This window comes from Desulfosediminicola ganghwensis (genome assembly GCF_005116675.2).
Taxonomy (GTDB): domain Bacteria; phylum Desulfobacterota; class Desulfobulbia; order Desulfobulbales; family Desulfocapsaceae; genus Desulfopila; species Desulfopila ganghwensis.
The window spans coordinates 447,147-473,268 of sequence record NZ_CP050699.1 but is presented as its reverse complement, the minus strand read 5'-3'; the positions used below and the strand labels follow the sequence as shown (position 1 = coordinate 473,268).

The following is a 26,122-nucleotide window of genomic DNA, read 5'->3' as shown; positions in this document are numbered from 1 at the left end:
CAGCAACCCTTCCTGATGATCCATCAGATCTCAAACGCCTTCTCGTTGTAACCCAACGTCGTTACGAGAGGGAAGCAGAGTTATTGAGAGAGTAGATCCGCCTGCTCTATGCCAGACTGTTTTGCAAGAAAAGTGAAAAAGGTGCAGTAGTAGCAGGCGTGATGCAGTTATCACTATTTGACATTCCTGAACCTGAGGTAAAATCGGTTGTAGAAGTTCCTGAACATACTCGAGCCAAAAGAGGAAGCAAGCCATTGTCGGCCAACCTGCCACGGGTCGAAATAGTACCCGACCTTTGAAGGGCTGGAGGCTGAAGGAACGGTTGTGAAAATCGCCCCACCACCAAGGCAGATTATCAGCAAAGGTATCGCCACTGCAGACTTACTCGCCCATATACTTAATGCAAAATTCTGCGATGCACTGCCTTGTTATCGGCAGGAACGGCAATTTGCCTGCTTGGGAGCTGAAATATCCAGGGCAACCATGGCCAACCGGGCTATTAAAGCTGCAAATGCCTGCACGCTGCTTCTCGAACTACTGTGCTGGAGGTTCATTCCGGTCCGTTAATCAATATCGATGAAACTTCGCTCCAGGTCTTGGCTAAACCGGGACGGGCGCCAACAAGTAAATCGTATATGTGGATATGTCGTGGTGGTGATCCACACCACCTAGGACTCCTCTATCACTACGCTCCAAGCCGTTCAGCAAGGATTGCTAAAGAACTGCTTGAAGGGTGCCAGGGAGCTGTGCAATCAGATGGTTACGCAGCATATAATTTTCTTGATGCACAACCGGATATTGCCCATGCTGGTTGTTGGGCACATGTTCGCCGTAAATTTGTCGATGCACAAAAAGGCCGGCAGTACAGACGTAGCTTTGAACTATATTCGACGGCTTTATGCTGTGGAGAAAGAGTCGGAAAAATATAAGCTTTCTAGTGAGGAGTCGCTGTCCTTGCGTCGCAAAAAGGCCAAGCCTGCTCTGGACGAGTTCTTCTTTTGGCTTAGCAAAAAGACAGACCAAGTGATCCTGCTATAAAAGAGTGGACACTCAGATAAGCCAATATTAAAGAGATTGGCAGGAGGAAGATATGAGTGTTCAAAGAAGAAGATACGATCCAGATTTCAAGCGCAATGCAGTTCAGCTGACCGATGATCCCGGCAGGTCAGTGCAAGATGTAGCCGACAGTCTCGGTATCTCTAAAGACCTTCTCTACAAGTGGAGGCGTGAGTTTCGAGCCAAAGAAGAACTAGCTTTCCCTGGGAACGGTCGTGAGGCTCTGACTGAGCAGGAAAAGAAAATCAGGGACCTTGAGAAAAAGCTCAAGGATGCCGAGATGGAACGAGATATCCTAAAAAAAGCTGTGGCCATCTTCAGCAGAGCACCGAAATGAAATATAGATTCATTGAAAAGAACCGCTCAGCATTTCCGGTGAAGAAGATGTGCCAGGCTTTAGAAGTTACCCCGAGTGGTTTCTATCGTTGGGAGAAAGCCCCTATCTCCACGCGAAAACGAGAAAATATACGGATTAAAGAGCGCGTGAAGGAAATCTTTAGCGCTCATAAAGGCATGGTCGGCAGCCCGCTTGTTACCGCTGACTTGCGAGATGAGCGTGAATTTTCCAGCGTTAGTCGGCCTCGCGTTGCGCGATTAATGAAAGAAATGGGGTTGAGGTGCAAAACAACAAAGAAATTCGTAGTAACAACCGATTCAAAACATAAGCAACCTGTAGCGTCGAATCTGCTCGATCGTAAATTCTCAGTTTCAGCTCCAAACACCGCCTGGGTGAGCGATATCACCTACATCAAGGTCGGTGCAAAATGGCATTATCTCACAGTGTTTATTGATCTATTCTCTCGCGCGATTGTTGGCTGGGATCTGAGCGATTCCCTGGAGAGTAAATCTGCAATATATGCACTTAAAAAAGCAATAATGAGGCGCAGGCCTGCACCAGGTTTGATGATCCATAGTGATGTGGCATTCAGTATGCAAGTTCCAGTTTCAGGGCTGTACTAACACAGAATGGATATATTCAAAGCATGAGTCGCAAGGGAAATTGTTGGGATAATGCAGTCGCTGAATCCTTCTTTGCCTCTTTGAAGACACAGCTGACTCATCACGTGAAATTTCGCGACAAATTGGAAGCCGAGCATTCACTGTTCAACTATATAGAGGTCTATTTTAATCGTCAGAGGAAGCACTCGACGAACGGTTACAAAGCACCAGCTCTTTTTGAGCAGGAGTGGTGGGATAGGGACAAAACGGCTTAACTAGGGTTCCACTTTATTGTTGCAAGATCAAAGTGGCACCGAAGAACCTGCTTGGAGCTGGTGTGAATTACACCCCCAATCAATGGAAACGTTTACTTGTCTATCTCGATTTACCTGAAATGACCCCTGACAATAACGCGGCTGAAAATGCAATACGCTCATTTGTGATCGGTAGAAAAAACTGGCTGTTTGCTGGCACACAGGGAGGTGCGAAAGCAAGCGCTGCGCTCGATAGTCTGGTTGAAACTGCCAAACGACAATTTGGAACCGTATAATTATCTGAGATACCTGTTTGAGAAATTGTCGTTTGCAAAATCTCGTTCAGATCTATTGAAGCTACTGCCGATGAACTTGAAAGCTGATGATTTAGGAATAACTGGTACTGGGAGTTGGGTTTAATTACCGCTTACGTTCTAAAAGCGGCACCACTTTTGTAAAAAACACTGGAAAGGCTGCAAGTCTGATGTACTAATTACTTGAAGCCAGATAGAAGTCTGTTGTTTCTTCCCAATAATCACCTGATTTCCAACCCTACCTCTATTTTCCCGTCTTTCTTGAGCTCAACCGAAGTAGTGTCAGATAGTAGCCTGTCAGTAGAGACGGCATGAGTTTTCACGAGATAGTCTTTGATGGCATTCACCCTCGCGGCAGCCAAAGCATCAAGGCGTTGTTGGATTTCATCGTCGATAATTGCCTGACCTCCTTCATACTTCTTCATTTCCCTTTTTGTATATACCTCCCAAGGACTCACATGCGGCTTGATATATAAATCCATATTTGGTTTTTCTTTGAGTATCGTAGCTATACGATCGAGATAATCAATCTGCTCAGGAATAATATCTGCGCTGCCAGCGGTGAAGGGAACTGTCGGCAGTTGTATATCCAGCAATCCCTCTCCAACCTTCATGCCCACATAAGCAAGTGCCCCGTATGGACCCAGCGCATAGAGAAAATAGCTGGAGGCTGCAGAGACAATAGACTTACTTAAGGCGGTTACAACAACGTCGCCTATCCCAATATCGAGGTCGTCGAGCTTGCCTTCTACAGGTATCTGCAGGTCAATGTTGCCTTTACTGTCACTCAACATGCCAAGGGCTGCGTCTAGCGGTACTGGCAGTTTTTTGTCGAGCTGGGCGGCTAATGCCGGGTCGACTGTTGATGTTTTGATCTGCTCTAAGTGGAGGTCGTTTTGTAACTCAAGGGTATTCCCTTTCAGTTTTAAATCGCTCTTTACTTTCAAACTGCCGCTGGCCAAAGCAGTTCCCACGGATTCGATGGTGTATGGAGATAAGCTCTTCAGAGGGTAATTCTTTAATGATATTTCGAGATCGGAGTTTTTCTCACGGGTGAAAGGTGTTGCAGTGCCTGATATGCTAAAGGGCGCAACTTTTTCAAAAGTGCCTTTTAAGTTGAGATCGAGTTGTTTGTCTTTTCTGGCAGAATCGACCTCTGAAATCTTGAGTTCGCTGAGTTTGAGCTCTGTACTATATGGTTTGGTGAGGGATTGATCCTTAAAAGCGAGTGATGAGTTGCCACCCACCTCTATACTGTCAAATTTTATATGAATGGCAGGTGATTCAGGAGTGGGTTGCTGTTTATCTTCCGATTTTGTCTCTTCTGTGCTGGGAGGGGTACCTGACTGCATATCTGCCATGCGTTTACTGAAGTACATGGCACCATCCTTCTCGCGTCTCATATCTACCAGAAGGTCGGATAGCTTTATAGTGGTTCCGTTGAGGTTTTCGGCATCGTAGTGGATACTGTTGGCCATCAGGGACGCCAGTTTTAAAAAGTCATGCCCGCTTTTGCCGGTCGCCGGCAGGTATGAAATGTTTTGCAGAGCAACTGTTTCTGTATCAAAAGAAGGTGCAGTGGATGCTGAAACAGTATCAAGCTTAAGGGATTCAAACGTCGCAAGGTTATTGCCGGCTTTTTCTGAAGCGGCACTGAACTGTGTTAAAGAAATTGTTTTAGCCGTGATATCCTTTAGATCACTCAGCTGCAGGCCGTCAATTTTAGTGTTTTCTACCACAAGGTTGAGTGGCATTTTGCCGGAAATTGATGCGTTCAGGCTGTCCGCGACAACCTGGTTTGCCTTGAAATTCGATATTCCTTCACCTTGCAATCCAACGAAATTAATATTTTCAAATCCAATAGAAATTGGAGTGCTGCCACCGGTATTAAGGGAGGCGAGATTGCTGTCAGCGTCTCCTGCGATTGCGAGATTTCCAACGCTTTCTGAATCCCAATGGAGTTTTCCAGTCCAATTCAGTTGATGTTCCTTGGCTGCAAGTTGAGCAAACTCCATGGAGGCGATATTGGTCCCGAGCGTACCTTCGTGGTCGACAGCTACAAGATCGTCTATCGTTACTTTTGCCTTACCGGTGAGTTTGAGGTCTACTGCTGGAATAGCAAGCTGTGCAGCCGGTATTTGAATACCTATTTGCGAACCTTCAAGAACACCATCCGTTTGAACAGTCATTGGTATTTCAGAACCGGAAGAATAGTGTACAACACCCTGCCAGTCGATACTCTCCTCATTGAAAGACATGTCGCCAATGGCCATTTGAATAGTGGAGACGTTGAGCTCGCCATCAGTATCAACCGCAACCCCATCGCTTATGGAAATGGTTGCTGTCCCGGTTTTCTTCAGGCTTCCATCGCTGAGGGTCAGGCTTGCAGCGGGAACTTCCAGGCTGATGTCATTGGCTGTAAGTGTTCCATCGGTTTTTATGAGAATGGGGTTGGCTGCCCCTTGAGTATATTTGACCTTACCTTGCCAGTTAACCTCTGGGACAGCATTTGAATACGGTTCAGAGCGCATCTCGATACCCGTACCTGCGATAACTCCGTCGTAATCAACAACCATTTCGCCTTCGCGATTGAGGCTAAATGTCGCTTGCCCGTTGATACCCGCTTTGCCTGCAAACGTGGGGAATACGTCCTGAAGTAACGTTTGCAGGTTATCAAGACCAAATTCATCTATTTGTATCTTCCCCTCAAAAAACAACTCCGGGGAAATTCGCAGGCTGCTGAGATCAAGAGTTACAGGGCTGCCATTCACCGAGCCGGTGAGGGATAGCGTACCGTCCGGCTGACCGCCACGGGTGGAAAAATTATCGAGCAGGGCCTGGTCAACGCTGATTGTGAAATCCAGTGCAGGGGTTTTGAAATGGATGGTACAATTTTCCAATACAGCCATATCGGCAGCAAGAGCCCAGGGCGTAGCATTGGCTGAGGCTTGTTCGATAGTTTCCTGGGCACTCTGGTTCCTGATTGCAGGGTCGCTTTTGAGTGTGTATGAGCCGTAACGCCATGAACCATCATCATATTGTTCCATTTCAAAATAGAGATCACGGTAGGTTATGCGCTCAATGAGTACATTTTTCTTAAACAGTGAGCCAAGGCCAAGATCCACAATGAGGGTGTCGTGGCGTATTGGTTCCGTATCTCCGGTCTGGACGAGGACTCCATTGAGGGTCAGTGTTCCGTTGAAAGGATTGAAATTCAATTTTTCAATGGTGGCCTTGTCTGCGCCATTTTTTGTCAGCCAATGCGTGAGGTAGATTTTGCTGCCGAGTGGGAGAAACAACAAAAAGAGAACGATGAGGCCGAAAAAGACCAAGGCTGTAATTGTTGCCGGATGGCGGAGATAAGTTTTCATGCTCGTGGTCCCTCTGGAATGAATTAAGATGCAAAGTAGAGCATATTTGCTATAAGCTAATCAGCCCGGATACAACTAAGCGGCATGGTAGCTGGTTAAATGATCGTGTACCTCTGTTTGGATAATACGGAAATAGCTATTATTTTCAAGGGCTTTTTGTTGTTAGGTGGGTGCTGGTAATTGGCGGTGCAGGTTGCTGGATTGTTGGAATATGAACATGATAGATAAATAAGGTGTGTTGTATGATTGGAAAAAGACTCAAACGATTATCACCGGCAATTAGCCATGCCTATATCCAACTGATAATGGAATTGGATGAGAGAATATCAGAAATTTCAGCCACACAATTGCAGAAGCAGCTTAAGTGTGGGCCGGGATGTGATGGCTGTTGTATCCAGTTTAGTGTACTGCCGCTTGAAGCTGCCATTGTTGCAGAGGCAGCAGTAGCGAAGAACGTCACTGCTGAAAATAATGGAGAAAGTTGCAGTCTGCTGAAGGATGGACTTTGCAGTGTATACGAAGTGCGCCCTGTTATTTGTAGAACGCAAGGGCTGCCCCTGGCCTATATTGATGAAGAGGCTGGCGCAATTGAAGTATCGGCATGCCCGGTGAATTTCCCCGACGATTATCCGTTATCCCATGACGAGTTGATGTTTATGGATTCTTACAACGGTCGCCTGGCCCAGTTGAATGTGCAATACTGCACTGAAAACGATATCGATTGCAGTGTGCGAATTCCCCTGGCCGATTGTGTCTGTTGATAATATCCGGAGTGATCGAATGGAAAGAATTGTAGTTAAGTTCGGTGGGTCTAGCGTTGCCGATGCAGAGCAGATCAGAAAGGTAAAGGCAATTGTTGAAGCTGATCACAGGCGTAGGATTGTCGTTGTCTCCGCCCCCGGCAAGCGCCATGCTGGTGAGAGTAAACTTACAGACTTGCTCTACCTTTGTCATGAGATGGTAGCAATGGACACAGACCCCACGGAGCCATTTCAGCTCATTCGCAATCGTTTTACAGAAATCAGCAGAGAACTTGGTATTGAAAATGGTGTCCTGACTGAGTTGGAGGAGTTCCAGGAAGATCTGCTTCGAGGTTGTAGTCGCGACTACACTGTTTCCCGGGGCGAATATTTTTCCGCCCGTCTCATCGCTGATTACCTCGGGGCGGAATTTGTTGATCCCGCCAATGCAATCATTGTTCGGGCCAATACCACTATTGCCAGGGAGAGTTACAGGTTATTGGGCGAGCGGCTGAATGACCAGGAGCAGATTTACGTTATTCCAGGTTTCTATGGCCGTGACCGTGATGGTGAGGTGAAAACCTTTTCCCGTGGCGGCTCTGATATTACTGGGGCAATAGCAGCCAGAGCCGCCGGTGCAGTGCTCTACGAAAACTGGACCGATACCTCGGGAATCCTGATGGCTGATCCTCGCATAATTGACAATCCGCAGCCCATCACCGAGATTACCTTTCGCGAGATCAGGGAAATGGCCTATATGGGGGCCTCGGTTTTTCATGATGAGGCTATTCTGCCGGTACGCGAAGCGGGGATTCCTATCCGTATCAGAAACACCAACAGGCCGGAAGATCCAGGAACAATGATAGTACCCAAACTCAGTGAGTCGGAGTTGAAGTCCACTGAAGTTGCCGGTATAGCCGGCAAAAAAGGATTTTCGATGATATGCCTGGAGAAGTCGTTGATGAATCGGGAGACAGGCTTTGTCTACCGCCTGCTCGGTATTCTCAATGAGCATGGGGTAAGTTTCGAGCAATTCCCGGCATCGATTGACTCGGTCAGTGTCATTGTTGAGGAACAACAGCTTCGTGGCCTTGATGATGTGCTGCTGGAGCAGATTCACAGACAACTTGAGCCTGATTCACTCTACATCGAAAAGAACCTGGCGCTGGTGGCAGTCGTTGGTGAGGGCATGGTGCGCACTGTCGGAATTGCCGGCAAGGTCTTTTCGGCACTGGGTAGTGCCGGCATCAACATCAGGGTTATTAACCAGGGTGCGTCAGAGATGAATATCATCATCGGAGTTGCGGAGTCGGAGTATGAGGCAACCGTGACCACTCTCTATGATGCTTTTGTTGGCAACCGCGCACGGTAGCCTGACCCGTTCGCCACCTTGTCATTCATCTGCTTGGCTTGCGTGATCTCTATTTGTTCTCTATAGTTACCTCCGCATGTGTTGTGAGCGTGGTATTCGTCTTGCAACGATATCGTTTAATCAATTTGACTCTGCCTGAACTGATGAGAAATTCCGGTTAGAGTCACTATCATTTGTTGTGCTTTCATCTGGGAGGATATGTGAAGATTCTTATATACGGGGCCGGTGCCTTAGGCCAGGCGCTGGGTTGTATGCTGGCTGCAGAAGGCCACGAGGTGGACCTGATTTTACGAGAGCGTTTTATTCCGATCCTTAAGGAGAACGGTCTTAAAGTTACCGGCATTTTTGGTGATTACGGGCCGGTTACGAGCCTCGGCCTATTGCCAGATGTCAGCCAGGCCCGGAAGAGTTATGATTATGCGCTCATCACCACCAAGACCTACGATACCCGGCAGGCGGTGCATGATCTCGGCTTAATCGACGGCCAAATCAAAACTCTCGTCTCCATGCAGAACGGCTGTGGCAATATCGAACAGCTGGTTGAGCGTTTTGGCTCAGAGCGGGTCCTGGGCAGCAGGGTGATCACCGGTTTTGAGATCGTTGAGCCTGGTTTGGTGAAAATCACAGTCTCGGCGGATGCTATTCATGTGGGCAGCAGCAGTGGAGGAGAAATTCCGGCAAGTGCCAGTTTACTTGCCGAGGCGATCAGTTCTGCAGGCCATGAATGTCTGGCTGTGCCGGATATCCACCAGTCGCTATATGCCAAATTGTTATACAACTGCAGCCTCAATCCATTGGGAGCGATTCTCGGCGTGCACTATGGTGCCCTGGTTGAACGGGAGGAAACCAGGGCAATAATTGATGAGGTAATTACAGAAACCTTTGCCATAATCACCGCCACAGGGGGAACGACTCCGTGGCAAAGCGCAGATGAATACCGCGAGATCTTTTACGCCAAACTTATCCCTGCAACATATCACCATCGCCCATCAATGCTCCAGGATCTGGAGAATGGTAAACCAACTGAGGTTGATGGGTTGGCAGGCTATGTAAGTGCCATGGGTGCAAAACATAATGTACCGACCCCGACCTGCGACCTGCTCGCCTCACTTGTGCGATTCAAGCAAGCGCAAGCTGTCTAAACGAGTCCCCTTCCCTTCTGAATATAAAGGATATCAGCCCGAACTCATCAGCCAACGGTGATTCGGGTTGAACCTGTTTATGCTCCAATCCTTTGGATATTCGGCCCTATTCAACACTTCACAAATTTGTAAAAAGTACCGACGCTATTGTTGAATAGCAACAATAGCGAAATGATTGGTCATTCTCCTTTTACACTATTGTTCAGCGATGTTTGAGGGTATGTCGCCGATATACAGTGAAAATCCGAGATAGTGCTATTTGTGGCACAGTGCTTGCCTTATGTATCTCAGATGATGCTGACAACGTATTGGGATTATTTAATGAATCCTAACAATAGTTACGGTTGTGAACAGTAGAACAGTGGCCATGGGTGACTCGTGTCACCTGTTTGAGCCACAATACCAAGCACATGCAGTACAAGGAGAGGAGAAAATGGAACGTCGAGAATTTCTGAAAAAGGCAGGATTAGGAGCCGCAGCGGCGGTTGCAGCAACAACCATCAGCAAGGCACCTTTTGTCCATGCAGCAAAGAAAACCCCTATCAAATGGCGCCTGCAAACTTATGCCGGCCCTGCTTTGGCCGAGTATGTGATCAAGCCTCAGATTGATGCCTTCAACAAGATCGCCAAAAACGAGATGTATATCGAGCTCTATTACGCCGATCAGCTGGTGCCCACAGGCGAATTGTTCCGTGCCATGCAGCGCGGTACCATTGATGCGGTTCAGAGTGACGATGACTCCATTGCGGCGCCGGTAGATGTTTCAATGTTTGGTGCCTATTTCCCTTTTGCGTCCCGTTACTCCCTCGATGTACCGGTACTGTTCAACCACTATGGTTTGAATGAGATCTGGGAGGAGGCGTATAAAGAGGTAAAGGGTGTGCAGTGGCTGAGTGCTGGCGCCTGGGACCCATGTAACTTTGCCACAGTGGATCCTATCAACAAGCTGGCCGACCTGAAAGGCAAGCGCATCTTTACGTTCCCTACCGGTGGTAAATTCCTCAAACGTTTCGGAGTAGTACCTGTAACTCTGCCATGGGAGGATATTGAGGTGGCGATTCAGACGGGCGAGCTTGATGGTATTGCCTGGTCCGGTATTACCGAAGATTACACCGTAGGCTGGGCCGATGTTACGAATTATTACCTCACCAACAATATCTCCGGAGCCTGGGCGGGATCATACTTCGCCAACTCCGAGAAGTGGGATGCCCTGCCTGAACACCTGAAGGCTCTGTTCAAGATGTCCATCGACAGTTCACACTACTATCGCCTGCACTGGTACTGGTGGGGCGAGGCACATTACCGTGCGACAGGTGGCAAGCTGCAGTTGACCTCCATCCCGGATTCCGAATGGGCGACTGTTGAGCAGGAAGCCCTCAAATATTGGGACGAGATTGCTGCCAAATCTCCACGTAGTGCAAAAGTTGTCGAGATTCTCAAGAAGTATGCGGCAACGATGGAGAAAGCTGGTCGTCCGTACCGTTACTCCTGATCTGTAAAATTCCCCGCTGGTAACACTGCCGCTCATATTTGCTCGAGTTGATATGGGTGGCAGTGTTGCTGCATTCGGTTGTTGTTTTCTGCCAATCTCTTGAATTTGCGAAATAAGGATCTGTTGTGCCTAAGATTATCCATAGTTATGTGCGCTATGTGGACGCACTGAATAAACGAGTCGGTACATTCGCCATGTACCTGGTGTTCATGATGATGGGCATTCTGCTCTTTGCCTCGATCTCACGGACGGTCTTCAATGTTCCCTATACCTGGGCGGTTGAGATGACCCAGTTCACAATGGCCGCGTACTATATGCTGGGCGGCGGGTTTTCGCTCTACATGGGCGCCCATGTGAGAATGGATGTCCTTTATGGCAGCTGGGCCCCGAAAAAACGGGCAACGATGGATCTTGTGACAGTGTTCTGCCTGATTTTCTACCTCGTTGTTTTGCTGGCCGGAGGAATCTCCAGTACCGCCTATTCACTTGAGTATGGGCAGCGCAATTATTCTGCCTGGGCTCCGCCTGTGGCACCTATCAAAATCATCATGGTTATCGGTATTGTTCTGATGCTGTTGCAGTCAATCGCCACCTTTTTTAAGGATTTGGCCAAAGTGCGAGGGGTGAAATTGTCATGAGTTATGAAATGATCGCACTCCTTATGTTTTCGACTCTGATGCTGATGCTGCTCACGGGTCAGCGGGTTTTTGGCGCCGTTGGTTTTGTCGCAGCTGCGGCCTCCATGGTTCTGTGGGGCCAGGGCGGTTACGAGATGCCCTTTAACGCCAGCATTGTGTTATTGAACTGGTATCCGTTAATCACTTTGCCGCTCTTTATCTTCATGGGCTATATGCTCTCGGAGTCGGGAATTGCAGGTGATCTCTATAAAATGTTCCATGTCTGGATGGGCTCACTCAACGGTGGTCTGGCTATTGGCACCATATTCCTGATGGTGGCTATCTCCGCTATGAACGGTCTGTCAGTGGCAGGTATGGCTATCGGCACCAGTATCGCCCTGCCGGAGATGCTGAAGCGCGGTTACGACAAGCGCATGGTCACCGGTGTTATCCAGGCGGGAAGCTCGCTGGGCATAATGGTACCGCCAAGCATTGTTCTGGTCCTTTACGGGATGATTGCCAGGCAACCGGTGAGTCAGCTCTGGATGGCGGGTGTCTTTCCCGGCCTGCTTCTGGCGTCCATGTTTATCATCTATATTGTGGTTCGCTGTAAGATGCAGCCGGAGTTGGGACCGAGCCTGCCGGCGGAAGAGCGTGAGATGCCCCGAGGAGAAAAGATCAGGTTGCTGGGCGCAGGAATCCTGCCGCTGGCGATCATCTTTTCGGTCACCGGCCTCTTCATCATGGGTGTCACCAGCCTGGTCGAGAGTTCGGCAGTGGGCGCGGCAGCGGCTACTGTGGCTGCCATCCTCAAGAAACGTCTCACCCGGAAAGTGATGGATGATACTCTCCACAAGACCCTTGCCGTGAGCTGCATGTTCATGTGGATCATTCTGGCAGCACTCTGCTTTGGTGCCGTTTTCGACGGGCTTGGGGCGGTGCACGCTATCGAGAGCCTTTTCCTCGATACCTGGGGGCTCAGTCCCTGGCAGATTCTGATCATGATGCAGGTCTCGTATATTATCATGGGCATGTTCTTAGATGATACGGCGATGCTGGTGATCGTGGCACCGCTCTATATTCCACTGATAAAGGCGCTCGGCTTCAACCCGATCTGGTACGGTGTGCTCTACACCATTACTTGTCAGATCGCATATATGACGCCGCCTTTCGGTTACAACCTCTTTTTGATGAAAGCGATGGCACCGAAAGAGGTAACGCTGGTGGACATCTACTCCTCAATCGTGCCTTTTGTTATACTGATGTGTATCGGTCTCGGTATTATCATGATATTTCCGGATATTGCACTTTGGCTCCCGCAAACGTATTATGCACGCTAAAGAATCAGCAGGCGGGCTCCACCGCAGTCGGAGCCCGCTATCTTGTACTAGTTCCCGGTAGAAACGAGAGAACACGATATGTCAACAGGTAGAAATTTCAGGGAAATGAGCCTGAAGGAATTGCTTGCCAAAGCGACACCCCGGAGATCGGGTGATGAGTTGGCTGGTGTTGCCGCCAAAAGTGAGGAGGAGCGGGTCAGGGCGCAGATGGCTCTGGCTGAGGTTCCTCTTCGACGTTTTTTGTCTGAAGCTGTTATCCCCTATGAGAAGGATGAGGTAACAAGGCTGATCATTGACAGCCATGACAGCGAGGCATTTGCGCCAATCAGTGGTTTTACGGTCGGGGAATTCAGGGATTGGCTGCTTGGCGATGAAGCGGACATCGAGTCGTTGGCGGAACTGGCACCGGGTATCACGCCCGAGATGGCTGCGGCGGTCTCTAAACTGATGCGTATGCAGGATCTGGTTTTAGTGGCAGCAAAATGCAGGGTGGTTACCAGCTTTAGAAATACCATCGGCAAGGCGGGCACGTTTTCTGTTCGTCTCCAGCCAAATCATCCCACAGACGATTTGCAGGGCATTGCCGCGTCCACCCTTGATGGCCTCTGTTATGGTTGCGGCGATGCCGTGATCGGCATCAACCCGGCCACAGATAATGTGGAGAACATCGTTCGGCTGATGCAGATGCTCGATTCGCTGATCGACACATACTCCATTCCCACCCAGAGTTGTGTGCTGACCCATGTCACCACCACCATGGAGGCGATAAAGGCGGGAGCACCGGTTGATTTATGTTTTCAGTCAATTGCCGGTACCGAGCAGGCGAACAGGAGCTTCGGGGTGAATCTGGCGATGCTGCAGGAGGCCAATGAAGCAACCCTCGCCCTCGGCAGGGGAACTGTCGGCAATAACGTGATGTACTTTGAAACGGGTCAGGGCAGCGCGCTATCGGCAAACGCCCACCATGGGGTGGACCAGCAGACCCTTGAGGCCCGTGCCTATGCGGTGGCAAGAGTCTACAATCCACTGTTGGTGAATTCGGTGGTTGGTTTTATCGGGCCGGAATATCTCTATAACGGCAAGCAGATTCAACGAGCTGGTTTAGAAGACCATTTCTGCGGTAAACTGCTGGGCGTGCCGATGGGAGTCGATATCTGCTACACGAATCATGCCGAAGCAGATCAGGATGATATGGATGTGCTGTTGACCTTGCTTGGCAATGCCGGCTGCAACTTCATTATGGGAGTCCCGGGGGCTGACGACATTATGCTCAATTACCAGTCCACCTCTTTTCATGATGCGGCATATATACGTAAGCTTCTTGGCTTGAAACCTGCTCCGGAGTTTCAGGCATGGCTGGAGAGTATGGAGATACATAACAGCGCAGGAGTGCTGCAGCCCGTTGACGTAAGCAACAGGCTGCTGGCCATGTCACGGGAGGAGGGCAAATGAACAATGACAGCACGGGAAAGCCGATCATAACCTCCGATCCATGGTCGAAGCTGCGCACTTTTACCGACGCCCGCATTGCTCTTGGGCGCTGCGGCACCAGTCTGCCGGTAAAGGAGAGCCTTGAGTTCAAGCTGGCCCATGCCAGAGCCAGGGATGCCGTTTTGGTCCCGGCCGACATGGTTTCACTTGCCAACCAACTCGAGCTGCAGGGATACTCTACAATTCAGCTGGAAAGTTCTGTTGTCGACAGAATGGAATATCTGGTTCGTCCGGATAAGGGCAGACTGCTGAGCGAGACATCGTCAATAGCGCTGCAGCATCATGGCCAGAGAAATTTTGATATAGGCATCACGGTTTGCGACGGCTTATCGGGTCCGGCAATCCATGAAAATGCGTATGAGGGCGTGAGTGGTTTTTTAGAGTGTGTTGCCAAAACAGAGCTGAGGGTTGCACCCGTCTGCCTGGTGACCAATGGTAGGGTGGCAATTGGTGATGAGATCGGCCACCTGCTTGGCTGTAAAATGATGATTCTATTGGTGGGTGAGCGGCCCGGGCTGAGTTCATCGAACTCCCTGGGGGCCTATATAACCTATGAACCAAAGCCTGGAATAACCGATGAAGCCCGGAATTGCATCTCCAATATTCGTACAGGGGGGATGAGTATAGCAGAGGGAGTGCGAAAAATAACCTATCTGGTTGAATCGGGTTTGGCTCTGGGTAAGACCGGTGTGGAGTTGAAAGATAAGATGAGCAGCAGTTATCTGCCATTGCAAGGACTGATCCCCAGTCTTTAGCAAGAAAGGCAAGGGATCAGAAGGTATTCAGGTTAACCCCGGGGATCACTTCTAGGGTTTTACCACCATGACCGGGCAGTGGGCTTTTTTCAGTACACGTTCAGCTACGCTGCCGAGCAGGACCTTTTTAATACCGCGTTTACTGCGGGTTCCCATGATGATAATATCGGCCTGCTCTTTTTGGGCATAATCGAGGATTTCATCGACTACATCCCCTATGAGGGCATGATACGAACATTTTTTGCATTTATCATGAGCATTTCTGGTTATTTTAGCGAGTTGCTCTCTAACGGCTTCAAGCCGTGTGGTGTTGATGTCATCATAGGCCAGGTTGCCGAGAGCCATTTCTCCGCTGGTGGTAAATTCAACGGCATGGAAAAAAACTACCTCGGCATCGAAGGTTCGGGCGACAAACAGCGCGTAATCTACTATGTTTTGAGAATTCTGATCAAGGTCGAGCGGAACGAATATTTTGGTGATACGCATAAGCCCCTCCGGCATGTGTGGAAGAGTTTTCAGGAATATCGGGCACGAGAGCACAACGGTTTATGTTAAAATCGTATCAGAATAGCGGGGTGTTTCCAAGGGGATTGATGATGAACCGCTTTTTCGAAAGATTAGGGGGATGACAGCCCACAATTCCTGAAAACCCGCGGCCGAAAACAATGGACTTTGTCTCGACCACCGGGGTGTTGTTGGCTAAGGCTTTAAAGCTATTGTCGGCTATTCATTTTTGACGTCCAGTCCAGCCATTCAGGATCCGCTTCATCATGGAGCAAAAATTTGTGTCCTTTCTCCACGGCTTTTTGCGCGGGCTCATTTATCGGTGTCGCGATATTAATGCCACCGCGGACGATAGCTTCAACTGAGCCGGTTGAGACGGTAATGCCGGAGAAAATACCGCCTGTCACCCTGGCGCCACTCACATTCCAGAACTTGCTGTTTTCCCGGACGATGGCAGCGTATCTTGGCTCGATGCGAATGAAAACATAGACAATACGAAAAGAGGGTGAGAGCTCAAAGCCGGTTACTTCGCCAACCTTCAGATCGCGATAGTAGAGCGGGGACCCCATGGAGAGTGAACCGAGATGTGATGCCTCGAGGATGAGTTGCAGGCTATCGTCTTCCAGATAACCGGGCTGCGGTGGCTGGGAGAGGCCGGTGAACCTCCGTGTAGGCTTACCGGCACCGGGAAGAAATGTCAGGTACGCGCCAGTGATGGCTGTCTCGATGTTCTTGATACCGGCGAGTGAAATCTCCGGGGTAACCTGCCAGATCCGGGTGGTAGTCTTGAAAAGTGGGGCGACCCCGGGCTCAATCCTGAACTCGACATCCACCGATTGCAGATCTTCACCAAAACGTATCCTGGTGACCTGGCCGACAGGAACACCCTTATAGCGTACCTGGGACCCTTCTTCTATACTGATACCTTCTTCAAATCTGACGGTTATGGTCCTGTCTCCGGCGTGCAGGGCGGAGTCGAAATCAGCATAAAGGGGCAGGGGCTGCTGCAATTTGCCGGCGGTACTGTCGGCTTCATTGCCAGGGGTGGTGATGGTGTTAATACCACCCTTGAATATTGACTCAAGAGAGCCGAATTTCAGATCAAGCCCGCCGAGGCCACCACTCATCTCAACAGAGCCTGTCTTATAAAATCTGGTGCTGTCGTGAATGAGATGGCGGTACTGGTCCTGCACAAAACAGTCGATGAGTACGGATTCTTGATCCCGGGTAAAGCTGAAGCCGGTGATATGCCCTATTTTCAGACTCTTGTTCAGTACCGGGGTGCCGGGACTGAGGCTGGACGCGTCGTCGGTAATAAGCTGAAACTGCACGCCCGCCGGCTGTAAGGCTGGAGTGGCTGCGACGGCACTATCGTAATTCCCATAAAGCCTGAAAACTTTATCCTGCAATTCGGTTTCGTTTAATTCTGTTCCATCTCTGTCGGGCGTGGTGAAGACAACCCCGCCGCTCAATATCCGGGTCAGCGGGCCTGTATCAACCTTGAGACCATTGATTCCGGCCTCTATGTCGACACCACTTTGCAACCAGAAGATACTGGAGTCGAAGACGAGTTTTCCGTAAGGTTCATAGAGGAAAAGGGTGAGCAGAACTTCATCGGAGTCGGGTTCGAGAGACACGGAAACAACCTCGCCAACCTTGATTTCCTTGTAGTAGACTGCGGTACCATTGCTGAGATTTACACCGTTGGATGATTTGAGCTGTACATGGCTGCCGGGTCTGAGTGGTGTCTGGGGCGGTGGTTCGGGGAGAATGGTGAAGTGATTCTTGAAATCACCATCACCGGGTTTAAAGGTGATGTGTGACCCGGTAAGAAAGTTTCTGAAATTTTTGACGCCGCTGGCACTGATGGATGGGTTAACGATCCAGAAGGTTGTGTTCTCGCGGAGAATAAATTCCGCTCTGGGGTCCAGTAGAATATTTGCGGTCACGGATTTGTTTTCATCGTTATTGATAAGAATATCTTTAACAAACCCCGCATCAATGCCACGGTAGACAATTTTGGTGGAGCCTTCGACAATACCGCTGCCGGAAGCAAGCTGCATCGTCATTGGTATACCATAGTCCGCATCCTCAAAGTTTTTGTATAACTTGAACTCGGAGCCATTTGTTGCGGCGGGGCTTGTGCTCAGCTCCTTGGGGGTGTGCACCAGAATGCCGCCGCGCAGCAGAGCGGAAAGGGATTCCATCTGAACTTTTATATTTGGCAGTTCGCCGGAAACAGAGAATCCGCTGGCATTGCAGAAGCGGCTCTCGGTATGTATCAGATCACTGTATTCGGGAGTGATGTAAACATGAATCAGGATGGTCTTATCGTAGGCGAGCTCATAGCCCTGAACCTTGCCTATTTCAATGTTCTTATAATAAATTCCAGTGGATTTCTGGATAGAACCGAGTTCGTCTGCTTTCAGTGTGAGATGGAGCCCCGGGGCTTCCGGGCCTACCGGCGGAGCGGAATCCAGGCCGTTATAGACACGTTGCTCCCGGTCCGAGACACCTTGCCTTATGGCTATATAAGCCCCCGATACGATAGTATCCAGCCCCCTGATGCTTGCTGCCGAAAGTTCTGGGCTGACTATCCAGAACAGGGTGTCCTCCACTAAACTTTCGGCCATGGACTTGTCCATGACAATGGTGGCCTTCACCTTGTTCTTCCTGATGTCGGGTTGCAGGTTTTTAACCAGGCCGACAGGGATGCCTTTGTTCATGACCTGGGTTTTTCCTGAAGTGATTCCCGTCGCGTCGTCAAAATAGACAGTAACCTCAATCCCTGCGTTGGTAATAGCCTGATAGAGCAGCCAGCCGCAGATTACGAGTGCCAGCAACGGCAAGGTCCAGAGAACGGAAATGCCCTTGTTGCCCCTGATTTCTGGCTGGGCAATCTGGGGATGCGGGGATAGTTCATTATCCGGATTTTGACTGGTATCGGTCATTGGTTCAGTGTATTGGAGTTGTTCGTCGCGGAGCCCGGGCTGCATTTGTCCCAGAGAATCCGTGGGTCGAAAGTGATGGCGGCGAGCATGGTTGTGGCTACAGCCATACAGAAGAATGTTGAGGCCGGGGCAACGTGAATAGAGGTGAAAAAACCAAAGTCCACCAAGGAAATCAACAGCGCTATCACGAAAATATCAAGCATGGACCACCTACCTATAAAGGAGATTATGCGAAACATTTTCGATTTCTGTCGAAGAAAATAGGGCATGCCGAAATGGGCGGAACAGAGCAGTATGGAGAGGCCAACCACCTTGAAAAGCGGCACGAATATGGAGGCAACCATGATAATGATACCGATCAGGTAGGAGCCGGTCTTAAGAAAATAGAGGATGCCATCCAGAATGGTGGATCGATCGGGCACGCCGAGAAAATCAACCTGCATAATCGGCAACAGATTGGCCGGGAGCAAGAGCAGAGTCGAGGTAATCACCAGGGCAAGGGTACGTGACATGGCACCGGGTTTGCGAAGATGAACTTTCTCGCCGCAACGACTGCACTGGCCGGAGAATTCTGTAGACCTATTCGTTGTTGGCAGGAGCTTATGGCAGGTAAGGCAGAGGGCGAAACCGGCCTGAGCTGCTGTAAGTTCCGGCTGCTTATCAAGCCGCTGATTTTCTTTAACGAGTAATGTGGCTGGGGCTGTTTCTGTCGGGTCCAGCAATTCCCAGTAGCGAACCTTATCCAGTACGACGCAAATTCCAAAGGTGACGAATACCAGGGCAATGAAGCAGAACAGTCCGGCATTAAACACAATATTTGCCGTGTGAATCATTTTAAAGATCGAAATAAGGATGGCCAGCAGGAAAACCTCAACCATGGCCCATTCCTCGAGATGACAATACGCACGAAACAGCCTGGCCAGCATCTTCGAGGGATGATTGCGTTTTAACTGCAGGCTGATGATAAAGGTGAGCAGCAGTAGCATCAGTGGGAAAACTATTGTGGAGACGAGCGTCATGAAGGAGACGAAATAATATTTGTTGGCAAAGAACTGGAGTACAGTGTCAACCACATTGGCCTTGTCACTCATACCAAGCTTTTCAAGGGTGATCAGCGGCAGCAGAATAGCGGGCAGGTAGACCAGCAGGCCGGTAATGCTGAGCGCCAGAACCTTATCCACCGTTCCCGGCCGGTTATTTCTCATCACAAACCCACAGCGCGGGCAGACTGAGGCGTGGTGGTCCGGCGTTTCATGGTGCTGGAGCAGGATATCGCATTGCGGGCAGGCTGAAACATTAGGTGTCGGACTTGAAATCATAACAAAAACAACCTCATGGATGGTCGGCTCCGGATATGGCCAGGATCGAGTCGGCCATAATGGAGAAAACTGCGGGCGGGATGCCATGAGCGCTTAGTATTTCAGGCATTCCGGCTTGGAGTATGGACTGTTATTTTAAGAGGGTTGTAGTAATTTGCCATAGAAAAGGGGCAATGGCCCAGAAATAGATACGGAACCTGAAGAATATAACCCTATAATGTTATGCGACTGCAGGTCTGCAGGCAATTCCCGGGAGCTGAGTGCCGGGGATGAGTTGTGAGTAAGGAGATCTCCGGGGAGCCAGGGTTTTAGTGCACGCTGGTTATTCGATACAGCTGTATTAATGTCCCCGTGCTTCCAGTTTAGCGAGTTGTTTACTCAACTCATGATAGACAGTGTTATCGAAACAGGCAAAAATTACCCTGCGGATGGAACCGTGGGAGTCGAGCATTGTGCTGACTTCCCTGAAGGCGATCTCACAGGCACGCCGGATGGGAAAACCATAGACTCCGCAACTTATAGCTGGAAAGGCGATGGAGTGAATGGAGTTGGCGATTGCCAGTTCCATACAGGAGCGATAACAGGAGGCGAGTAGTTTCTCTTCTTTTTGATGACCACCCCGCCAGATCGGGCCGACTGTATGAATAATGAATTTTGCCGGCAGATTATAACCGCCGGTGATGACCGCCGAACCTGTTTCGCAGCCTCCGATTTCAATGCATTCAGCAAGCAAATCGGGACCTGCTGCCTTATGGATGGCTCCGTCAACTCCGCCACCGCCCATCAGGCTGTTATTGGCAGCATTGACAATCGCGTCCACACCAAGCTGGGTTATATCGATTAGTTCTACGGCAATTCTCAGCATAAAAACTCCTGGATGAATTACCTGAGTTCAGGAATATCCCTGAATGCTTCCAGGGCTTCAGGGTTGGCCAGTGAGCCGATGTTCTTCACATCCCGGTTATGAATAATCTCCCGAACAGCGAGTTCAACTATTTTACCAGATTTTGTTCTTGGGATCTCATCAATTTGCACCACTTTGGCAGGCACGTGACGGGGGCTGCATTTTTCCCGCAGGGTTGTTTTTATTTTTTCGGTCAATTTGTCAGTGAGTTCAGTACCGTTCCGCAGTACCACGAAGAGGATTATGCGCTGGTCGTTCTGCCAGTCCTGGGCCACAACTATTGACTCGGCAACTTCATCCAAGTCTTCTACATATCTGTAAATTTCTGCGGTGCCGATACGCACGCCGCCAGGGTTCAGTGTGGCATCGGAGCGGCCGTATATGATCACACCGCCGTTGGGAGTCAGTTTGACATAGTCTCCGTGATACCATACATTTTGAAACCTGGCGAAATATGCATTGTGATATTTGTTGCCGTTACGGTCATTCCAGAAGTATACGGGCTGAGAGGGAAATGTTCGGGTACAAACCAGCTCGCCCTTTTCGTTCACCACAGCTTCTCCTTCTGCATTGTATACCTGAACGGCCATACCAAGGCCGCGGCATTGACATTCTCCACGATATACAGGCAAGATCGGATTGCCGAGCACAAAGCAGGAAATGATGTCGGTGCCCCCTGATATTGAAGAAAGGCAAATATCTCTTTTTATTGACTCATATACATAGTCAAAACTTTCCGGAGTGAGGACGGAGCCGGTGGAGCAAAGCGTTCGCAGGGAGGGGAGGTGAACGCGCTCCACCGGCACCATCTCCAACTTTTTCATGGTATCTATATACTTGGCAGACGTTCCAAAAAGAGTAATGCTCTCTTTTTCGGCCAATCGCCAAAGTATCTCGTTATCCGGTGAGAATGGAGAACCATCATAGAGAACGAGCGAAGCCTCGGAACCAAGTGCGCTTACCAGCCAGTTCCACATCATCCAGCCACAGGTCGTAAAGTAAAAAACACGGTCACCTGGCTGTATATCGCAATGAAGCTGATGCTCCTTCAAATGCTGCAGCAATACACCGCCGGCCTTATGGGTTATGCATTTCGGTTTTCCGGTGGTTCCGGAAGAGTAGAGAATGCACAACGGGATGTTGAAGGGCCGACGTTCGAACTGCAACTCACTGCCCGCAAATCGTTCAAGGAGCTCTCCCCACTTCTCGGTGGATGCAGGACATGGGCGCGATGATTCAGAAGACCTCTTCAGCAGCGGCACCAGCACATCATGCGCTATCGAAGGTAAGGCCTGGATGATACGTTCCCCGCGCTCACCCAGATCAATGGTTTTGCCGTTGTAAAAATATCCATCAACCCGAAAAAGCACCTTGGGTTCTATCTGGCCAAAGCGGTCCACTACGCTCTCGAAGCCGAAATCGGGCGAAGTTGAGCTCCAGATTGCTCCGATACTGGTTGCCGCCAGCATGGCGACCACCGTCTCCGGCATGTTCGGCAGATATGCGGCGACCCTGTCGCCAGGTTCAATACCGATTGATTTCAGCCAGGCGGCCATAGCGGCAGTCTGGTTATACAGCTCATTGAAACTGAGGTTGTAGTGCACCTTGTCTTCTGCGTAAAAGATAAGGGCAGGCTCATCGTCTCGTCTTTTCAACAGGTTTTCAGCAAAGTTAAGTTTTGCATCACTGAACCAGCATGCCCGCTCAATCTCGTTACCACGGTCGAGAATTTTTACACCCTTGTCACCAATCACACCGCAAAAGTCCCACAAGGCCGACCAGAATGCCGGCGAGTCGGAAATTGACCAGTCATAGAGCCTTGAGTAGTCTTCAATTGGTGCACCGAGCTGTTGGCCGACAAATCGCATGAAGGCTTTGAGCAGACTGTTTTCAGTTCTTTCGCGATCCGGAACCCAGAGAGGTTTGGATTGTGTCATGTACTATCCCAGGTAAAAAAGAGCGGGTTATCATTGCGCAAACAACTGCAGATAATGTCAATACAATAACATAAAAAAGGTGTTGTTGAACAGTGTGGAAATATCGGTAATGATGGAAAATGAATGTTGCAGTGTCTGAACTGCATTGTTCTCTCATTTCTATAGATATATGATATATATCAGGTTGGTAGGTCGTTTCGTTGGCTAGAGGGTCTGTTCCGGAAATAGGCAGAGGGGTCCGGCATTGGCCTGAAACGCAGATTGTTGTACGGAAATTATTGGCGCGTTCAGAATTAAAGCGTACTATGGACTGATCGAAACGAAGTATTCTGGCGGCAATAATTCGTATGCTGCTGATAACCTATATATTTCTGGATATATTATGAAAACCAAAACGGCGATTTTACCGCGTTACAGTATGCCGGAAGAGATCGCTAACTCTGTCATCCATGGTATTGGTGCCCTTCTGGCCATTGCCGGTCTCGCGGTAATGACAGCTTTTGCCAGCCTCCATGGCACCGTATGGCATATTGTTGCCTGCAGCGTATTCGGTGGGACCATGATCCTGCTCTATACTGCCTCAACGCTTTATCACTCGGTTCAATCGAGGAGCGCCAAGGAAATTTTCAGAATTCTTGATCATTCTGCAATCTTCCTCCTGATTGCGGGAACATATACCCCTTTTACCCTGGTCAGTTTACGTGGGCCCTGGGGATGGTCGCTCTTCGGCACAATCTGGGGGCTTGCGGTTTGTGGCATCATTCTGGAGATTTTTTTAACCAAAAGACTGCGCTGGATCACCATAGCTCTCTATATAGCCATGGGCTGGGCAGTGGTTATTGCCGTTAAACCGATGCTTTCTGCGGTAGATGCCGGGGGCTTGTGGCTGTTGTTGATCGGAGGGCTCTGCTATACCCTTGGCGTACCGTTCTATATCAAGCAGTCAATCCCATTCAATCATGCTATCTGGCATCTTTTTGTGCTGGCAGGTACCATCTTTCACTATTTTGCAATATTGCTCTATGTGATACCAATTCGCGGCTGATGCGGGTGGTTGTCTCCCCTGAATAGTAGCGGAACGGCGAATCTGCCCGGAGTCAGATGGTATCGTGATTTCACGGACAATTGCGGCCAGTTGTAGAAAGAATTATCATCTAGTGAAAGACCGGTTCTTTTAAGCAAAATGTTGATACGTGGCAGGCGGAAATGTGCAGAAGTTCGGTGTCGGTGTTGAAAGTGCTAAAAGGCTTTGCCCAAAAGATTTTCCAGATAGTGTGGAGGGGAATATGAAGAACATGCTTGTCTGCTGCTTAGCGGCCTTTGCTCTGCTCTTGGGAGGTTGCTCCACTGTGCGGGTCAATCAGGATTACAAACCTGGTACAAATTTTTCTCAATATCGCAGCTATCATTGGCAGCAGCCTGCAGCTTCTACCAGTGAAGACATGCGGGTTCAGAACCCCTTGCTGCATGAGCGCTTTCAGCAGGCAATAAATGCCGGGCTTGCTGGTCGTGGGCTTTTCCCTGGTGCTCCTGATTTTCTTGTCACCTATAATTACCGGATTGAAACACGCATTCAGTCCGAGCCGTATTCTACCAGTGTCGGTTATGGTTATGGCAGGAGTTACCGCTACAGCGGTGTTGCTTTTGGTACGGGTGGAATGATACGCCAGTACGATGTTGGTATCCTGGTAATCGACTTTTATGACGCCCGGACCGGAGCCCTGATCTGGCGTGGTACCGGCTCGGAGATCGTCAGCAGCAACCCCACTCCCGAAAAGACGACAGAATTCGTCAACAAAATGGTTAGCTCTATTTTGTCCCAGTACCCGCCTATCTGATTATGCCTGGAAGTCGGCACGACAGCTATTGCCGGGTACCGCAATGTTTGTTATTTTTTGAATTCGCTGGTATTACCAGGTCCTTGGAGACGAAATTCCGCCCGAAAGGAAGTGGCACGACTCAAGGAGCAGTCAGCAGAAATATCGGCGTCACAGCGTTATGAAACAGGTTGAATAGCTCAATCGACAGGAACCATCAGGAGACATCATGGTATTGGAACCACAGCAGACAACCGTAGGTTTTATCGGCATCGGAGTGATGGGCAAAAGCATGGCTCGTCATTTAATGAACGGTGGTTGTACCACCCATATATATACCCGCACCAAGGCGAAAGCTGAAGACTTGGTGGCTGAAGGTGCAGTCTGGGAAGATTCAGTGGCATCACTTGCGGCAAAATGCCAGGTGATTTTTACCATTGTCGGTTTTCCGCCCGATGTAGAAGAGGTGTATCTGGGTGAGAGCGGAATTCTTGCCAACATGAAAGAAGGCGGCTATGTGGTCGATATGACCACTTCCAGACCAGATCTGGCGGCACGCATTTTTGCTGAGGCTGAGAAAAAGAATCTTCACTCCCTGGATGCTCCTGTTTCCGGCGGAGATATCGGTGCCCGCGAAGCACGGCTCTCCATTATGGTGGGAGGTGAAGAGGCAGCTTTTGCAGCGGTCCTGGCATTGTTTGAGCTGATGGGCAAAAATATCGTTTATCAAGGCAAAGCGGGCAGCGGTCAGCACACTAAAATGTGCAACCAGATCGCCATCGCTGCCGGAATGATGGGTATCTGCGAGTCCCTTGCCTATGCGGAAAAATCAGGACTTGATCCGAAAAATGTGCTCAAGAGTATCGAGACGGGTGCTGCCGGCAGCTGGTCTCTTTCCAACCTTGCCCCGCGAATTATCGATGGCGACTATGCCCCGGGCTTTTTTGTCAAGCACTTCATCAAGGACATGACCATTGCCATTGAATCTGCAGATGCCATGGGTCTCGACCTGCCTGGCTTGAAACTGGCCCGCCAGCTGTACCAGAAGTTGGCTGAAGAGGGTGGCGCGGATAACGGAACCCAGGCCCTGTTTAAACTCTATCGCTGATCGTTCACTACAGGTCACAATTGCAACCTCTTCAGGCACTGTCGGCAGCTTTTTTTGCCGACAGTGTCTGTTGTCTTCTATGCTTTAGCGACAATTCCATCTGATTCAAAGTATTTACTGCCTTTCAAAGCCTATCTTCTATCTGCTCCGCCCCGACCCTAACTCATTTCTGGATTAAAGAAAACGCCGCGCATATAATGAATCATGTGCCGTAACGGATGCCAGTTGTCGTGCAAACATGATGGTGTCAATTTGCTGAATTTAATGAGGAGGTCATGGTGAAAAAAGACATGGTGAGAATCGCTATCTTTTCGGCGGCCTTGTTGTTTTTGAGCCTGTTTCTTTTGGCGCAGCCATTCGCTGTTTTCGGTGCTGGCCACGAGCAGGAACAACATCCGGAATTGAGCGAGCAGGAACAGTATGTCGACTGTGCTGACTGCCATAGTGAGGCAACGCCCAGTGTGTATGCAGAGTGGTATGAATCGGTCCATGGTGTGGCGATGATCAAGTGTTATCTCTGCCACGGCACTTTCGAGAGTTTTGTGGTGAGCCCGCAACGAGACAACTGTGCGACCTGCCATGCGGATATGCTGGAAAAGGAGCCGGACACACCATGTTATGAGTGTCATATTCCCCATACCTTCAAGGTTCAGGAGTAGCTGATAACTGTTGAAAACGGTCCGGCTGGCAACACCTGCC

Annotated in this window: 22 protein-coding genes and 2 pseudogenes; 18 read left to right on the top strand and 6 right to left on the bottom strand. The window is 49.6% G+C overall.

Annotated features, from left to right (window positions below):
• Positions 1–95 precede the first annotated feature (95 nt).
• From FCL45_RS02035 to FCL45_RS25165, 6 genes and pseudogenes are all read left to right on the top strand, one after another.
• The gene (locus FCL45_RS02035) at positions 96–299 is read left to right on the top strand and encodes an IS66 family transposase (RefSeq protein ID WP_136799950.1); all 204 of its coding nucleotides are present in this window, start codon (positions 96–98) and stop codon (positions 297–299) included.
• Between the two features lie 25 nt (positions 300–324).
• Positions 325–567 carry an IS66 family transposase gene (locus FCL45_RS24780; RefSeq protein ID WP_167495933.1) on the top strand — a complete coding sequence of 81 codons (243 nt, stop codon included), beginning with the start codon at positions 325–327 and terminating at the stop codon, positions 565–567.
• A pseudogene (locus tag FCL45_RS25170) lies at positions 540–803 on the top strand (IS66 family transposase); the annotation flags it as partial. The gene FCL45_RS24780 and the pseudogene FCL45_RS25170, both read left to right, overlap by 28 nt.
• 1 nt (position 804) lies before the next feature.
• Positions 805–1,038 (top strand): IS66 family transposase, encoded by a 234-nt coding sequence (locus FCL45_RS24775; RefSeq protein WP_267314002.1) that lies wholly within the window; start codon positions 805–807, stop codon positions 1,036–1,038.
• A gap of 52 nt (positions 1,039–1,090) precedes the next feature.
• A pseudogene (locus FCL45_RS02015) lies at positions 1,091–2,270 on the top strand (IS3 family transposase).
• 32 nt (positions 2,271–2,302) lie between these two features.
• Positions 2,303–2,545: an IS66 family transposase gene (locus FCL45_RS25165; RefSeq protein ID WP_167495835.1), complete on the top strand. Its 243-nt coding sequence runs from the start codon at positions 2,303–2,305 to the stop codon at positions 2,543–2,545.
• A gap of 239 nt (positions 2,546–2,784) precedes the next feature.
• Here the strand turns inward: FCL45_RS25165 and FCL45_RS02005 are convergent, their stop codons facing one another.
• Positions 2,785–5,934 (bottom strand): DUF748 domain-containing protein, encoded by a 3,150-nt coding sequence (locus tag FCL45_RS02005; RefSeq protein WP_136798691.1) that lies wholly within the window; start codon positions 5,932–5,934, stop codon positions 2,785–2,787.
• 242 nt (positions 5,935–6,176) lie between these two features.
• On the opposite strand from FCL45_RS02005, the gene FCL45_RS02000 reads away from it, so the two are divergent.
• From FCL45_RS02000 to eutC, 8 genes are all read left to right on the top strand, one after another.
• Positions 6,177–6,695: a YkgJ family cysteine cluster protein gene (locus tag FCL45_RS02000; RefSeq protein WP_136798690.1), complete on the top strand. Its 519-nt coding sequence runs from the start codon at positions 6,177–6,179 to the stop codon at positions 6,693–6,695.
• 19 nt (positions 6,696–6,714) lie between these two features.
• Positions 6,715–8,046: an aspartate kinase gene (locus FCL45_RS01995; protein ID WP_136798689.1), complete on the top strand. Its 1,332-nt coding sequence runs from the start codon at positions 6,715–6,717 to the stop codon at positions 8,044–8,046.
• A gap of 200 nt (positions 8,047–8,246) precedes the next feature.
• Complete coding sequence (locus FCL45_RS01990) at positions 8,247–9,188, top strand: ketopantoate reductase family protein (protein WP_167495834.1); 942 nt, start codon at positions 8,247–8,249, stop codon at positions 9,186–9,188.
• 433 nt (positions 9,189–9,621) lie between these two features.
• Positions 9,622–10,680: a TRAP transporter substrate-binding protein gene (locus FCL45_RS01985; protein WP_136798687.1), complete on the top strand. Its 1,059-nt coding sequence runs from the start codon at positions 9,622–9,624 to the stop codon at positions 10,678–10,680.
• Positions 10,681–10,805: 125 nt separating this feature from the next.
• Positions 10,806–11,318, top strand: a complete 513-nt coding sequence (locus FCL45_RS01980; protein ID WP_136798686.1) for a TRAP transporter small permease subunit — start codon at positions 10,806–10,808, stop codon at positions 11,316–11,318.
• Positions 11,315–12,637: a TRAP transporter large permease gene (locus FCL45_RS01975; RefSeq protein ID WP_136798685.1), complete on the top strand. Its 1,323-nt coding sequence runs from the start codon at positions 11,315–11,317 to the stop codon at positions 12,635–12,637. The genes FCL45_RS01980 and FCL45_RS01975 overlap by 4 nt, the downstream gene beginning before the upstream one ends.
• A 78-nt stretch (positions 12,638–12,715) precedes the next feature.
• Positions 12,716–14,089: an ethanolamine ammonia-lyase subunit EutB gene (locus FCL45_RS01970; RefSeq protein ID WP_136798684.1), complete on the top strand. Its 1,374-nt coding sequence runs from the start codon at positions 12,716–12,718 to the stop codon at positions 14,087–14,089.
• The gene (gene eutC, locus FCL45_RS01965; protein WP_136798683.1) at positions 14,086–14,883 is read left to right on the top strand and encodes an ethanolamine ammonia-lyase subunit EutC; all 798 of its coding nucleotides are present in this window, start codon (positions 14,086–14,088) and stop codon (positions 14,881–14,883) included. Before FCL45_RS01970 ends, eutC begins: the two co-directional genes overlap by 4 nt.
• 51 nt (positions 14,884–14,934) lie before the next feature.
• Here the strand turns inward: eutC and FCL45_RS01960 are convergent, their stop codons facing one another.
• The 5 genes from FCL45_RS01960 to FCL45_RS01940 form a co-directional block, all read right to left on the bottom strand.
• A complete protein-coding gene (locus FCL45_RS01960) occupies positions 14,935–15,369 on the bottom strand; it encodes a universal stress protein (RefSeq protein ID WP_136798682.1) in 435 nt (144 codons plus the stop codon).
• A 227-nt stretch (positions 15,370–15,596) separates the two neighbouring features.
• The gene (locus tag FCL45_RS01955; RefSeq protein ID WP_136798681.1) at positions 15,597–18,383 is read right to left on the bottom strand and encodes an MlaD family protein; all 2,787 of its coding nucleotides are present in this window, start codon (positions 18,381–18,383) and stop codon (positions 15,597–15,599) included.
• The gene (locus FCL45_RS01950) at positions 18,335–19,657 is read right to left on the bottom strand and encodes a PqiA/YebS family transporter subunit (RefSeq protein WP_167495833.1); all 1,323 of its coding nucleotides are present in this window, start codon (positions 19,655–19,657) and stop codon (positions 18,335–18,337) included. The genes FCL45_RS01955 and FCL45_RS01950 overlap by 49 nt, the downstream gene beginning before the upstream one ends.
• 340 nt (positions 19,658–19,997) lie before the next feature.
• Positions 19,998–20,522, bottom strand: a complete 525-nt coding sequence (locus tag FCL45_RS01945) for an O-acetyl-ADP-ribose deacetylase (RefSeq protein WP_136798679.1) — start codon at positions 20,520–20,522, stop codon at positions 19,998–20,000.
• A 17-nt stretch (positions 20,523–20,539) separates the two neighbouring features.
• A complete protein-coding gene (locus tag FCL45_RS01940) occupies positions 20,540–22,498 on the bottom strand; it encodes an acetoacetate--CoA ligase (RefSeq protein WP_136798678.1) in 1,959 nt (652 codons plus the stop codon).
• Positions 22,499–22,880: 382 nt separating this feature from the next.
• Between FCL45_RS01940 and trhA the strand changes: the two genes are divergently transcribed.
• The 4 genes from trhA (at position 22,881) to FCL45_RS01920 (ending at position 26,082) form a co-directional block, all read left to right on the top strand.
• Positions 22,881–23,543, top strand: a complete 663-nt coding sequence (trhA, locus tag FCL45_RS01935; RefSeq protein WP_136798677.1) for a PAQR family membrane homeostasis protein TrhA — start codon at positions 22,881–22,883, stop codon at positions 23,541–23,543.
• A 241-nt stretch (positions 23,544–23,784) separates the two neighbouring features.
• Positions 23,785–24,336: a DUF4136 domain-containing protein gene (locus FCL45_RS01930; protein ID WP_136798676.1), complete on the top strand. Its 552-nt coding sequence runs from the start codon at positions 23,785–23,787 to the stop codon at positions 24,334–24,336.
• A gap of 208 nt (positions 24,337–24,544) precedes the next feature.
• Positions 24,545–25,423, top strand: a complete 879-nt coding sequence (locus FCL45_RS01925) for an NAD(P)-dependent oxidoreductase (protein WP_136798675.1) — start codon at positions 24,545–24,547, stop codon at positions 25,421–25,423.
• Between the two features lie 275 nt (positions 25,424–25,698).
• Positions 25,699–26,082 carry a cytochrome c3 family protein gene (locus FCL45_RS01920; protein ID WP_228721431.1) on the top strand — a complete coding sequence of 128 codons (384 nt, stop codon included), beginning with the start codon at positions 25,699–25,701 and terminating at the stop codon, positions 26,080–26,082.
• Positions 26,083–26,122 lie beyond the last annotated feature (40 nt).

Bases quoted from the DNA above. Each gene is read 5' to 3' on its own strand.
- FCL45_RS24775 (WP_267314002.1), top strand. From the start codon at position 805: ATGCTGGTTGTTGGGCACATGTTCGCCGTAAATTTGTCGATGCACAAA.
- FCL45_RS02005 (WP_136798691.1), bottom strand. From the start codon at position 5,934: ATGAAAACTTATCTCCGCCATCCGGCAACAATTACAGCCTTGGTCTTT.
- FCL45_RS02000 (WP_136798690.1), top strand. From the start codon at position 6,177: ATGATTGGAAAAAGACTCAAACGATTATCACCGGCAATTAGCCATGCC.
- FCL45_RS01995 (WP_136798689.1), top strand. From the start codon at position 6,715: ATGGAAAGAATTGTAGTTAAGTTCGGTGGGTCTAGCGTTGCCGATGCA.
- FCL45_RS01985 (WP_136798687.1), top strand. From the start codon at position 9,622: ATGGAACGTCGAGAATTTCTGAAAAAGGCAGGATTAGGAGCCGCAGCG.
- FCL45_RS01975 (WP_136798685.1), top strand. From the start codon at position 11,315: ATGAGTTATGAAATGATCGCACTCCTTATGTTTTCGACTCTGATGCTG.
- FCL45_RS01970 (WP_136798684.1), top strand. From the start codon at position 12,716: ATGTCAACAGGTAGAAATTTCAGGGAAATGAGCCTGAAGGAATTGCTT.
- eutC (WP_136798683.1), top strand. From the start codon at position 14,086: ATGAACAATGACAGCACGGGAAAGCCGATCATAACCTCCGATCCATGG.
- FCL45_RS01960 (WP_136798682.1), bottom strand. From the start codon at position 15,369: ATGCGTATCACCAAAATATTCGTTCCGCTCGACCTTGATCAGAATTCT.
- FCL45_RS01955 (WP_136798681.1), bottom strand. From the start codon at position 18,383: ATGCAGCCCGGGCTCCGCGACGAACAACTCCAATACACTGAACCAATG.
- FCL45_RS01950 (WP_167495833.1), bottom strand. From the start codon at position 19,657: ATGATTTCAAGTCCGACACCTAATGTTTCAGCCTGCCCGCAATGCGAT.
- FCL45_RS01945 (WP_136798679.1), bottom strand. From the start codon at position 20,522: ATGCTGAGAATTGCCGTAGAACTAATCGATATAACCCAGCTTGGTGTG.
- FCL45_RS01940 (WP_136798678.1), bottom strand. From the start codon at position 22,498: ATGACACAATCCAAACCTCTCTGGGTTCCGGATCGCGAAAGAACTGAA.
- trhA (WP_136798677.1), top strand. From the start codon at position 22,881: ATGAAAACCAAAACGGCGATTTTACCGCGTTACAGTATGCCGGAAGAG.
- FCL45_RS01930 (WP_136798676.1), top strand. From the start codon at position 23,785: ATGAAGAACATGCTTGTCTGCTGCTTAGCGGCCTTTGCTCTGCTCTTG.
- FCL45_RS01925 (WP_136798675.1), top strand. From the start codon at position 24,545: ATGGTATTGGAACCACAGCAGACAACCGTAGGTTTTATCGGCATCGGA.
- FCL45_RS01920 (WP_228721431.1), top strand. From the start codon at position 25,699: ATGGTGAAAAAAGACATGGTGAGAATCGCTATCTTTTCGGCGGCCTTG.